The following is an 11,761-nucleotide window of genomic DNA, read 5'->3' as shown; positions in this document are numbered from 1 at the left end:
AAGCATAGATTAAGCAAATTTAAAGGAATCAAAAAAGAGAATTTTTTGCTTCACTTAAAAGAAACAGAATTTAGGTATAATACTCAAATACAAAAGCAAGATTTGTATAAAATCTTGCTAAAATTGATAAGAAAACAACCGCTTAAGTTGTCTTGAGCCTAAAAAAATGTGCTTTTTAGCCAAAATCCTCTTAAAAAACATAGCAAGATTTTATATAATAAGCCAAAAATTGATTTGCAAACCGCGCAAAAAGCACGCAAAATCACAAGCAAATCGCACGAAAATCAAAAAAAGGCAAAAAGCAAATGCACGAAAAAATGTTTAGAGATTTTTGCAAGCGAATCGGCGAAGACGCCACTCGCGCAGGACTACAAGCCACACCAAAGCGACTAGAAGAGCTAGAATCTATCCTTTATGCAGGTTATAGCCTTAGCCCAAAAGACGCGCTTGGCTCTACATTTGAAAACAACGGAATCGATGAGATGATAACCATAAAAGACATTGCGTTTTATTCGATGTGCGAGCATCATTTGTTGCCATTTTTTGGTAGCGTGCATATCGGCTATGTGCCAAAAGATTCTATCGCTGGCATAAGTGGCTTTGTAAGGCTTGTAGAAGTCTATGCCAAGCGACTACAAATCCAAGAAAACCTCACCAACCAAATCGCTCAAAGTATCACCCAAATCCTAAATCCAAAAGGCGTAATGGTGGTGTGCCAAGCCCGCCATCTATGTATGAGTATGCGTGGAGCGCAAAAAAGCGAGGCTTCAATCACCACAAGTGCCCTGCGCGGAATCTTTAAAAGCGATTCGCGCACGAGGGCTGAATTTTTACAACTTATCAAAAACTAGTGGATTTAAGGTTTTGATGATATTTTATGGATTTAGTGGACTAGTTTTTTCTTTTTTTGAATTTAGCTGTTTTGAAGCTTTTGAAGTGTGTTAGATTTTTGTTTGAAACCACCAAGACAATTTCAACTCAAAATAAAGGAGTCTTAAGTTGTCTTGAGCCTATCTTTAATTTATCTTTAAATTAGATTTTGTCAAAAGGGCGCAAAATCCGTAACAATCTATTGTAAATTGTTTGATTTTTCTTGTATAGGATTTTAGATTTTATGCAATGCTGTATAAATATCGCTTAGGCAAAGCAAAAACAAAATCACGCAAAAAAACAAAAAGGCATAAAAACAAAAAAAAACACAAAAACAAAAAAATAAAAAAGCCTAAAATTGTCAAAACAAACAAGCACAAACACAAACACAAAAAAACACAAAATCACAACAAAACAAACCCCCACCACTAAGTATGATTTGGGGCATCATTTGGGGTATGATGTGGCGTGTGATTTGGTATTTGTGTCCTTAGGCTTACTTTTGAGATTTTGTCTTTGATATGTTGTTTTTCATTTATCATTTTTATGGCAAATGCTACGGCATTTTTATAGCTTTGTGTGCTTGCTACGCCCTTGTAGGCGATGTCATAAGCTACGCCGTGATCTACTGAAGTGCGGATAATGGGCAGATTTAAGCTGATATTTATGCTTTTTTCAAAATACAATGCCTTTAGCGTGGCTAGCCCTATATCGTGGTATGGTGCGATAAATAGCGAAAATCTAGCGCGATTTGTAGGGGTAAATGCGCTATCTGGCGGGACGATGCCATAAAAAATCTCTTTTTTAAAAAATTTATTTGCTTTTTTGATGGCGGATTGGATTTTTTTGTCCTCTTTGCCACCGATTGCCCCGCTATCGCCACAATGTGGGTTAAACCCAAGCACAAGGGCTTCTTCAAAGTTAAAACTGCGATACAATGCTATTAAAAAACTTACATATTTATCTATGCTAATGCTCGCACTTACGCTTTTTAGCGGGATATGCTCGGTAAATAACGCCACTAGCATTTCTTCACAGCCTAGCATCATTATGGCGTCTTTTTTGTAGCGATGTCGCAATACTTGCGTATGCCCAGCATAATGCAAGCCTGCCTTTTTCCACGCTGCTTTTTGGATAGGTAGCGTTACAACCGCGTCTGCTTTAGAAGTATCGACTAAATCTAGTCCGTGCATAAAGCTAGCAAAGCTATATTTTCCACTTGCTTTTTGGAGGGTGGAGGGTGAGACTTGGGGGATTCTAGCATTGTGAGGGGGAGAGAAGCGCATATTTTTAGATACTAGCGTTTCAAAATCTTGCGTGTTTTTTAGGTGTTTTAATGCTTTTAGAAATAACGCCTTATGAGCGCAATATATCGGCTCACAAATACTAGAAATCTCTTTGTGGGATTTTAAGATAATCTCTACTCCCACGCCATTTACATCGCCCACGCTTATTGCTAGCTTTGGTTTTTTGGGATTTTGGCTCATTTTGTTTTCCTTTTTTTGTGTAGATTTTTTTATTTTTTATTTGATTTAGGTTTTGTGATTTTAGATTTTTTAGATTTTTGGATTATAACAAAATCTACTATTTATTGTCATTGTTATTTTTTACATTTGCAAAATCTAAAATCTATATCCAAGTGTAGCATTTGCCCCATAGAAATAATATTGTCTAGCAGGTATTTCAGGGCTTGCAGGGTTTGTGTGTGGGCTAGATAATAAAGTGCTAAATGTAATCTCAAGCCCCAAATTTAGCCCGTTTGCAAAATCTTTTTCTACGCCTAGATTTGCATTTAGTTTATGCGCAAGTGGCATTCCAAATGATAGATTTTGCGTATTTTGTGGATTTTGTGCGTTTTGGCTAGCGATATAGGCAAAATCTAGTGATTTTTGGGAATGATAGGCTAGATATTCATACTGCACTTTTGCATTTAGCCTTGCGTCTTTGTTGCTAGAAAATTGGTTGTTAGCAAATCTGCTAAGTAAAAAGCTATATTTTACCCCCGCGATAATGCCTAAATGATACGCAGTGTAGTCGTTAGATTTTAGCCTAATTTGGCTAGAAATTGCACCTTCATCGCTAGATTCTGCAAAGCTAGGCAAAATATTTACGCTTTGATGAAGCCCTACATAAGGGGATAGCACATTTAGCCCGCTATTTTGGCTAACAAAAGAGGCAAAATCATAGCTAAAAATAGAATCTAGTGAGACTTGGTATAGCCCAAAGCTAGATTTGAGCTGGGATTTTGTGGCTATGAGGCTAGAATCTAGCAAACGACTTGCCTCTAAAAAAGACATAAATCCGCCTAAATTTGTGCTAATACTAAATCGTTTGTCGGCAAAAGCTAGTAAAAATATCGCTTCTATCCCCGCTGTTTGTGCATTCAAAGAAGTATCTTGGTTTAGCATACTGCTTTGGCTAGAAGTTTTTAGCGCAGTGTAGGTATAGCCCGCATTTAGCGTGAGTATAGCGGGCAAAGTGTGCGTGCGAGATAGACTAGCCAAAAGCAAATCTTTTGCAAAGCTGATTTTTATCCCGCCACTGCCACCAAAAGCGGATTTTGCTCCTTGCGTGCTAGTATCAAGTGATAGCCCACTGCCTATTAGGCTTAAAGATAATGCGTTTGATTTATTGGTAGATTTTGGGCGATTTATGTTTGGTGGCAAGCTAGAATCTAGGCTAGATTTTAGATAAGAGATAATAGCAAATGGGCTAGATACAAATGTGCTAAAAATGTCTTGGTTTAGATTTTGTGCTAGTTGGGTTAGGCTAGCAGTGCTTGCGCCATTTGTGGTGTAGATTTTATTGCCTAGAGTGTTTAGCGTGGCGGATTGATTTGGGCTTAGTGCGTGGGTAAAGCTAGCGATTTTATCGTTATTTAGGCTAACGGCTAGATTGCCCCCATTTATGTTGGAGCTAGCAAATTCTGTATTGCCATTTCGCAGTGTGGGGGCAGAGCCACTAAGAGTGCCTGTGATAAAAGTATGATTCCCATCGCTTGCCCCGCTCGCATCGATGATAAATGTGCCATTATTGCTTACATTGCCTATGATTTGCCCTAGTTTGCCATTATTATCCGCACCGATAGTGATTGTGCTACCTGTGCGATTTTGCACGCCATTTGTGGTGCTAAGCGTCCCGCCGTAGATTGAAATGGTAGATGATTTTGCGTCATAGATTCCACCATCTCTTATAGAAGTCCCACCCATTTGTGAAATCAATGCGCCTGTAATGCTTAAATTTCCACCATTTATGATGAGATTCCCGCCACCACCAAAAGCCGAATCAAAAGTATTAAATCCACCCGCGACACTGCCTGTGTTATCCACGCTCATATCTTTTGATTCTAATCCATTGTAAAAATTGCCACTCACGCTGACATTTCCGCCGTTTATGGTAAATGTCGAAGTTGTATTTTGTATGCCGACAGCTCCGCCGACATTATAAACGCTACCATTAAGATTTGCTATGCCACCATTACTAACAAATTCATTTTGAAAACGAATAGCTTTTGTAACCGATATTTTTAGATTTGCGCCTTGCAAGAGATTTGTGCTTCCATCGTGGATAAAAAAATTTGCATTGCTAAAATCTGCTGTAGCATTTTGGTTAAGTTGTAGCGAACTGCCACGCGAAAATCGCACTTTAGATTCGCCACCATATTCCGAGCCTTGCGCATTTATCGTATTTCCACTTGAAACAACTCGAAAATTTGCACCATTGCCGACACTCACGCTACCGCTTTGAATTGCAAGTGTATGTGCGCTTATAAGTGCGCTTTGAATCCCACTAGCCACGCTAAAACCACCCGAATAAAAAGTAGTGGTGCTATCTGCAATAGTAAGTGTATATTGCGAACCTGCCGTGCCGTTTATTGTAAGGTGTGGATTGCGATTATAACCTATGGTAGTGGCTTGTCCGTTGCCTTTTGATGAAGTGATAGTATCTTGTCTTTGTCCGCCATTTAGCGTGATTGTGCTAGGGAGTGAATAATCCGTGTAATCAACACCAAAGCTTAGATTCCCCAAAATCACGCAAAACAAAAATCCAAAACCCAAAATCTTGCGCAAAATCTTAGATAAAGGTTGCAAAATCTTGCCCAAAAACTTGTGCAACTCCATAGCAAACCTCAATAAATTTTTATGATTTTTTAGGCACTACCAAATCGCTACGAACTTCAATGGTGGTATGCACATTTCCGCGTGGGTTAAACTCGGCTGTGAGTTTTATCCATTTTGGTTTTAGTTTAGATTTTAGCGTGGAGTAGATTTCATTTATGCTTGCTTCGTGGCTTATGTGGCGCGACATAAAGGAATTTATGTAGAGTTTGATTGCTTTTAGCTCGACAAGCCATTTATCAGGGATATATTCTAGCTGCAATGTCGCAAAATCAGGGTAGCCACTGCGCGGGCAAAGGCAGGTAAATTCTGGTAATGTGATTTTGATTATGTAGTCATTTGGTGCGGTATTTTTCCATAGCTCTAAATCTTTTTGCACATCAAAATTTTTTATTTCTTGCTCACCGTATCGGCTTTGTGGGCTTTGTGTTTTGCTAGATTTTGCGTGCGGGGTAGATTTTGCTTTAGGGGCAATTTTGGTTGTGCTAGATTTTTGTTTTGTGGATTTTGTGTTTGTTTTGATAGATTTTTTCATTTGGTATCCTTTGCGTTTATTTTTGTCTATGTGGTGGATTTTGGCTATGCTTTTTTGTAGATTTTACTTGGTTTTTAAATCGGCAAATTATAGCACGCATTGCAAAACGCATTTATTTGCAAAGATAAGTTTTTGTGGGGAGGGGTTAGAAAATGTAGCTAGATTTTAGCTACATTTGTAGATTTTGTTTGTGGATTTGGATATGACTAAAATCGAATAATTAGCCTTGCGTTAAGGTTGAAATTTTGCGCTCTTGTGGAGTTGGATTTGATATTTGCGCCCAAATTTGGATTTTCAACATTTATAAAATCATCAAAGACAATAGCAGAATGCGTGGATTTCACAAGCGGGATTTGTGAGGCAAACTCTAGCCCAAATCGCCCCATATCCATTCGCAAGCCCGCATTTGCAGCTAGATTTACATTACCAAACCCAAAATCTTTATTTGTCGTAGCAGAGAGATTTAAAATACCTGCATATAGCCCAGCAAATACACCAAAGCGATAGGATTTTTCATTTTTTTGGGTAGCGACAAAATTTACTAGCAAATCAAGCCCCGTGCCGTGTCTAGCCCATATTGTTTGGTTAGAGTTATTTGCAAATTTATTGTATGAAATTTTTATGTCGCCATAATATCTTAACCCCACATACTTGCTAAAAAAATGGCTACCACCTAGCATAAAACCATAATCAAAACCGCCTGCGGTTGTTTTGTTGTTTATGTTTCCTGTCGTGGCATTTTCTTGGGCTTCAAATCCACCTATTTCAAGCCCTAAGAAAAAGTTGTTTTTTGAGAGATTTCGGCGGGTTTGTTTGTTTTTTTGTCTTGTCTGTCTTTTTGCGTATATATCTGCCTCTTTTTGTGCTTTTTGCTCTTTTTTAGATAGATTATGTGCGACTTGCGTAGTGTTGGCATTTTTTAGAGAATCTATTTCTTTTTGCAGTCGCAAAATCTCTAGTTCTTTTTGAGCCTCTTGGATTTGTTTTTGAGAATCATTTGAATTTGTCGGCTCGGCTAAAGCTAGGCTTGCACTTAGCGTAAGTGTGAAAAAAGAGTAAAGCCATTTCATTGTAAGTCCTTTTTTTGTTAGATTTTGGTTGGTTTTGGTTTTTGGCAAATTTTGCGCAAAATTTTGCGCGTTGATTAGGTGCGAAAAAATGAGCGATTGTAACGCGTTTTTTTTTTTTTTTGTTAAACGAAGCGTTGTTTGCAAGATATTTTTTGCGAAAGATTTTTGCAAGAGATTTTTGGGGAGTTTTTTGCAAATGATTTTTATGAAACATTTTTACGGATTAGTAAGATTCTAAGAATTTTTTAGCGGCTTTTATGTGTAGGATTTGGGATTTGACTTGATTTTGGTTAGATTGTAGCATTTCTATGATTTGAGCTAGAATCTCTTTTGCCTCTTCTAGCTCTTCTAAGCTACATTTTGCTAGCTCTTCATTGCTAGGGAAATTATCTATCACCGCGCCTGCCTTATCGCAGTCGTTAGATACAAGCGCGATTTTTAACTCATTAAGCCAATTCATTTGGGTGGATTTCCCTCCACGCTTCTAGCAAGCCTTTTACCACATTTACGACAATATCCACTTTTTGTGTATTGTTTTCGACATTTGCTTGGGTTAGGAGTTTGATTTGGTGTGTGTAAAGTCCTGTGAGATAGACTGCTACTTCGCCACCTCGCTCATAGTCAAGCACATTTAATAGCTCTGTAAAAATATCTGTTACGCGGTTTATATAGTAGATTTTCTTTTCGATGTCGCCATTTTCTATATTGACTTTGATTTGCCCAGAAAATCGCAAGATTCCCTCATAAAGCATTTCAATGAGCTTGGCAGGGGATTCCACAGAAATTTCGTTTTGTTGGTATAGGGCGTATGCGTTGCTTCTCATTTGGCGTCCTTATTTTTGGATTTTGTGTCTTGGTGGGCTTGGCTATTTTCTAGCGATAGATTGATCTATCATCATTTGCACCGAGCCAAAAGCGTTTTTTGTTTTTGCTATTTGACTATCAAATGCTGCAAATCGACTTGCCATCGCTTCGTATTTACTATCAAGTAGCTCGTTGGCATTTTTTTTGTCTTTTTGCAATTTTTTTGCATCGCGCTCTAATGATGAGCTAAATGATTCAAGCCTTGATTCACTACCATCGACCAAACCAGCCAAAAATTTATCAATTTTGACAAAAATCCCGTCAATATGGACATCCTCGCCTTTGTAGTTTTGCTTTTCATAGCCGTAGAAAAATTCTTCTGTTTCTTGAGGCTGTGTTGCGACTTGGGATTTTAGCTTGGATTCATCAAGTAGCATTACGCCTTTGTCATTTAGAGAGATTCCATAGTTCATTAGGCTTCGTAGTTGGTTATTTACTAGCTCAGAGTATGAAATCTCCCTATTTAGCGCGGTGCGAATCGAGCGAATATCGCTTACGCCATTAAAAATACCTGCGATTTTGCTATCCTCATCAAAGCGCGTGCTTTCATCTAGCTTTGGGATAAGCTCATTATACGCTTTGACAAAATCTTTTACTTGCTCGATGATGGCTTCATTATCCCTGCCTATGCTGATTATGGCGGGTTTGCCCTCCTCTGTGGTGGATTTTAGGGTTAAAGAGACGCCATTTATGATGTCATTTATCTCATTGCTAGGGCGAGATACCCTCGCGCCATTATACGAAATCTCTGCATCTTGTGCTTTTTGGACATTGCGGACTTTAAAAAGCGATTCTTGCAATTTGGTGTAGTTTTGGAGTTTGCCTGCGCGAAGCCCTGTGTCTTCTAGGGCTTGTTTATCGGCGGGAGTGTTTGTGGATATTTGGATTTCGCCTACTTCGGAGTATAGCTCTAAATGCCCCTGTCCATCGGTTTTTGCGTGCATTCCTGCGATATTTTCTATAGCTTCAGCGATGATTTTAGCATTTTGCTCGCTTGAGTTTTTTTCTTTTGTCATTTTTGCCAAATCAAGCGGAACCGTCCCTATGGTAATAATCCCGCTTAGTTTTCCTGCTTTTACAGCATTGCTTGAGGAATAGATAGGATCTTCATCTGTCTTTGTTTGTCGAAATCCTAGCTCGCGTGCTTTTGCGCCTTCGATTTTGATTTCATTGCCACGCACATCATTGATGATAAGCCCTTTGCCATCTTTATCAAGCCCTATATGGATTTGATTATCTAGCAAATCTTTTAGCTCATCATTTTGCGCTATGGCTTCTTTTATGGCTTCTTTTAGCGCAAGCGTAGAGTCCCCCAAACCATCGGTTTTTAGCTTTACATTTACGGATTTAGATTCGCCTTTTTTGTCTTTTAGGGTTAGGGTTAAATCCCCATCTTGTAAGTCAAGCGTATTGCTAGAAATATTATCCGTGCGAAGCATAGAGCCAAAATAGATTCTGCTCTCATCGCCCATTCCCTTAGAATTCATCATTAACTGATATGGCTTAGGACCGCCTGTTTTCATCACTGTGCCGATGACTTCGCCATTTGTAGCATCAGTTATGGCTTGGGCTACATCGCCTAAAGTCATACCGCTATAAATATCAATCGTATAGCTTCGCCCCTTTGTATAAAAAGTCAGCTTCGCGTCATTTTCGCTAAACACGCTATCTCGGCTTTCAAACTTCCCACCAACTTCGTTTATATCGCCCTGTGCGAGAGAATGCACATCGATTTTTATATCTTGTGGTGGCACACCGCTTGCCACACTTGCTTTTATGGCGTCATTATTGATTTCTGTGCTTCGCCCCAAATAGCTTGAATAATCCCCCAAAGTTTTCACAGGACCGCGCAAGCCAGAGATTAGCGTTTGGATTTCGGTTAGGGTTTTTTGCTTTTCGACATTTAGCTCCATTTTGCGCTCGATAGGCTTTACCATAGCCTTTTCATCGGCATCTCTTAGTTTGTCAATGACTTCATAGCTTAAAACTCCGCTTCCCGCACCTAGAGAGTTTATCTTACCGATTGCCATTTGATGCTCCTTATGTGTTTTGCAGTTTTTATGCGTTTTTTGTAAGGTAGATTCTAAACTACCAAAATCCCGCATTTGCAAGCAAAATCCACGCCATTTTTTGTTTAGATTTTGCGTAGCATTAAAATCTTATTTGATTTGTGTTTGATAAAGCTATTATCGACTAAATGGGGAATTGTTTTTAAAGTGTGTTTGTGATTTATGCTTTTATGGTGTTTGCTTTGTTTGCCAAAAATCCTAACACGCTAACCAAAAATCCCATAAATACTAGCAAATATAACCCCTCATCAAAACCACCAAAATAATCGTGCAACGCACCTAAGATAAAAGGCGAAGTGCTAGCAAGCAAGTAGCCAAAGCCCTGTGCCATAGAGGATAGTTTCGTGGCGATTTGTGGATTTTCACTTTTGGTAGAAATAAACAATAACGCAATGGCAAAAACCCCTCCCATAGGCACGCCTATGCAAATGCTTGCAAAAACTACGCTAGATTTAGAATCAAAACAAAGCAGAGTAATAAAACCGATGATATATAGCCCGCATAATGTAGCCATATATAGCGGACGATAGCAAAGCCTTAGCCTACCTAAAATCAAAGGGGCAAAAAATCCCACAGGCACGGCAATGATTTGGGATAGCAATAGCATATTTGCACCAAACACGCTACCAAATCCTTTTTCGCTTACCATAAGCGCAAACCACGCAAACATAGAATACGCAATAAAACTTTGAGAACCCATAAATAATGTGATAGTTATTGCGCTTTTGTGCGTGAAAAGATTGGTAGAATCTAGCTTTTTAGCAGGCGTGCGAAAAATCCTACCATTGCGAATGTGAGGCAGGTATAGCACAAATGCTAGTATGCTAAAAGGAAGCCAAAAAAGAAGTGATATTTTTAAACCCAACAAATGCAATAAAGGCAGGGCAAGTAGGATTCCGCTAATCGAAGATAGATTTAGAAAAAGACTATAAATACTCATCATTTTTGGGACTTTTTGGGGGAATTTTTCTTTGACAAAGCTAGGCAAAAGCACATTTGCAATCGCTACCCCACAGCCAAGTAACCCCATACCTAAAAAAAGCCCATACGCCCCGACAAATCCGCGCAAAATCTCTCCTAGCACAATAAGTGCTAAGCCTAATAAAAGTGCACGAATGGGCGAAAAATACGCCACCACAAAGCTAACACTACCAAACGCAATAAGAGGCAACGAAGTAAGAAGCCCTCCTAATGCGGAATTTATGCCATAGATAGATTTTATATCCTCGATGATTGGTCCTATGGATACGATTGGAGCGCGTAGATTTATCGTGATAGCGATTAGGACTAGGCAATTTAGCCAAAAGATTTTTTTGGCTAGATTTTGGGTCTTGGTTGGTTGGCTGTCGGTGGTTTTGGATTTTTGCATTTTATTTTCCTTTTTTGCTCTTTATTTTGCCTTATTTTGTTACTTTGACTTTATTAAATATCTAAATGTGAAATGTCTAAATTTTAGATTTTTGTATATTGGTTTGTATATTGGCTAGCATTTTTCAAAGATTTTCATACGAATTTTCACACGATTTGGCAAATTTATAAACAGCAAAAAATAATAAAGCCATAAATATGTTTTTAATCGTTTTTATCAACATAACTAGAAGTAAAAAGTATAGAAGTAGGCAAAGACAGGTAAAGAAGTGTATGCAATCTGCGTGTTTGGCGTGGAATCTAAATTAGATTTTAGCTAAAGCCTAATTTAGATTCTGCATAAATTTATCGTTATAGATATTACTACAAACTATTACAAACAGCCACAAACATTTTTAAATGCTTGAAGTGTTTGCTAGCAAAATGGATTATATCGCGTTTGCCTATATCCTAGCTTTCTTTATCAAAAAGAAGCCCCATAGTTTCATTCATCTTTCGTGCTAGCTCTATGGCGTCTTGGCTAGGGATTTCACGGATTACTTTGCCACTATTTGGCTCTTTGACCGTTACGACAAGCCCTCGAATATCCTCGCTATAACTAAAATTTATATCTGTGCCAATATCACGCATTTTTTGATTCATCTCTTTGCTAAGATTGACTAAATCCTGCTTAGTGTGTGCCACTTCTTCGTGTTGAATTTTGCGCCTCTCATCTTGCTGTGCGCTTGCAGCACGCAGATTTGAAGCACGCACGGTATCCACTCCCCGTGCTTCACCAGCGGAACTAGCCATATTATAAAGAGTGTCTCTGATGGTAGAGACTTGTGAAGTATTCAACTCTGCCATAATAACCTCCTTGTTATTTTA

Annotated in this window: 10 protein-coding genes and 1 pseudogene; 2 read left to right on the top strand and 9 right to left on the bottom strand. The window is 38.6% G+C overall.

Annotated elements, in window-relative coordinates; all coding sequences use genetic code 11:
- Nucleotides 1-156, top strand: a pseudogene (locus tag ACWIX0_RS08715) (IS1595 family transposase); the annotation flags it as partial.
- Nucleotides 157-305: 149 nt separating this feature from the next.
- Nucleotides 306-851 carry a GTP cyclohydrolase I FolE gene (gene folE / locus ACWIX0_RS08710; RefSeq protein ID WP_454173630.1) on the top strand — a complete coding sequence of 182 codons (546 nt, stop codon included), beginning with the start codon at nucleotides 306-308 and terminating at the stop codon, nucleotides 849-851.
- A gap of 447 nt (nucleotides 852-1,298) precedes the next feature.
- On the opposite strand, the gene pdxA is transcribed toward folE, so the two are convergent.
- The 9 genes from pdxA to ACWIX0_RS08665 all read right to left on the bottom strand — a co-directional run bounded on the left by pdxA (nucleotide 1,299) and on the right by ACWIX0_RS08665 (nucleotide 11,740).
- A complete protein-coding gene (gene pdxA / locus ACWIX0_RS08705; RefSeq protein WP_454173629.1) occupies nucleotides 1,299-2,357 on the bottom strand; it encodes a 4-hydroxythreonine-4-phosphate dehydrogenase in 1,059 nt (352 codons plus the stop codon).
- 135 nt (nucleotides 2,358-2,492) lie between these two features.
- A complete protein-coding gene (locus ACWIX0_RS08700) occupies nucleotides 2,493-4,991 on the bottom strand; it encodes a hypothetical protein (RefSeq protein ID WP_454173628.1) in 2,499 nt (832 codons plus the stop codon).
- A 19-nt stretch (nucleotides 4,992-5,010) separates the two neighbouring features.
- Nucleotides 5,011-5,382: a preQ(1) synthase gene (queF, locus tag ACWIX0_RS08695; protein WP_454173632.1), complete on the bottom strand. Its 372-nt coding sequence runs from the start codon at nucleotides 5,380-5,382 to the stop codon at nucleotides 5,011-5,013.
- A gap of 347 nt (nucleotides 5,383-5,729) precedes the next feature.
- Entirely contained in the window at nucleotides 5,730-6,593 is an 864-nt protein-coding gene (locus tag ACWIX0_RS08690; protein ID WP_454173627.1) for an outer membrane beta-barrel protein, read from the bottom strand.
- A gap of 223 nt (nucleotides 6,594-6,816) precedes the next feature.
- Nucleotides 6,817-7,053 (bottom strand): hypothetical protein, encoded by a 237-nt coding sequence (locus ACWIX0_RS08685; RefSeq protein WP_454173626.1) that lies wholly within the window; start codon nucleotides 7,051-7,053, stop codon nucleotides 6,817-6,819.
- Nucleotides 7,040-7,417 carry a flagellar export chaperone FliS gene (gene fliS / locus ACWIX0_RS08680; protein ID WP_454173625.1) on the bottom strand — a complete coding sequence of 126 codons (378 nt, stop codon included), beginning with the start codon at nucleotides 7,415-7,417 and terminating at the stop codon, nucleotides 7,040-7,042. The genes ACWIX0_RS08685 and fliS overlap by 14 nt, the downstream gene beginning before the upstream one ends.
- Before the next feature lie 42 nt (nucleotides 7,418-7,459).
- Nucleotides 7,460-9,487, bottom strand: a complete 2,028-nt coding sequence (gene fliD / locus ACWIX0_RS08675; protein ID WP_454173624.1) for a flagellar filament capping protein FliD — start codon at nucleotides 9,485-9,487, stop codon at nucleotides 7,460-7,462.
- Nucleotides 9,488-9,686: 199 nt separating this feature from the next.
- A complete protein-coding gene (locus tag ACWIX0_RS08670; RefSeq protein WP_454173623.1) occupies nucleotides 9,687-10,895 on the bottom strand; it encodes an MFS transporter in 1,209 nt (402 codons plus the stop codon).
- Between the two features lie 449 nt (nucleotides 10,896-11,344).
- Nucleotides 11,345-11,740 (bottom strand): flagellar protein FlaG, encoded by a 396-nt coding sequence (locus ACWIX0_RS08665; RefSeq protein ID WP_454173622.1) that lies wholly within the window; start codon nucleotides 11,738-11,740, stop codon nucleotides 11,345-11,347.
- Nucleotides 11,741-11,761 lie beyond the last annotated feature (21 nt).

This window comes from Helicobacter sp. T3_23-1059, assembly GCF_053654515.1.
This window is presented reverse-complemented; position numbering and strand designations above follow the sequence as displayed.

Coding starts and splice junctions, on each gene's coding strand:
- folE (WP_454173630.1), top strand. CDS start 306: ATGCACGAAAAAATGTTTAGAGATTTTTGCAAGCGAATCGGCGAAGAC.
- pdxA (WP_454173629.1), bottom strand. CDS start 2,357: ATGAGCCAAAATCCCAAAAAACCAAAGCTAGCAATAAGCGTGGGCGAT.
- ACWIX0_RS08700 (WP_454173628.1), bottom strand. CDS start 4,991: ATGGAGTTGCACAAGTTTTTGGGCAAGATTTTGCAACCTTTATCTAAG.
- ACWIX0_RS08690 (WP_454173627.1), bottom strand. CDS start 6,593: ATGAAATGGCTTTACTCTTTTTTCACACTTACGCTAAGTGCAAGCCTA.
- ACWIX0_RS08685 (WP_454173626.1), bottom strand. CDS start 7,053: ATGAATTGGCTTAATGAGTTAAAAATCGCGCTTGTATCTAACGACTGC.
- fliS (WP_454173625.1), bottom strand. CDS start 7,417: ATGAGAAGCAACGCATACGCCCTATACCAACAAAACGAAATTTCTGTG.
- fliD (WP_454173624.1), bottom strand. CDS start 9,487: ATGGCAATCGGTAAGATAAACTCTCTAGGTGCGGGAAGCGGAGTTTTA.
- ACWIX0_RS08670 (WP_454173623.1), bottom strand. CDS start 10,895: ATGCAAAAATCCAAAACCACCGACAGCCAACCAACCAAGACCCAAAAT.
- ACWIX0_RS08665 (WP_454173622.1), bottom strand. CDS start 11,740: ATGGCAGAGTTGAATACTTCACAAGTCTCTACCATCAGAGACACTCTT.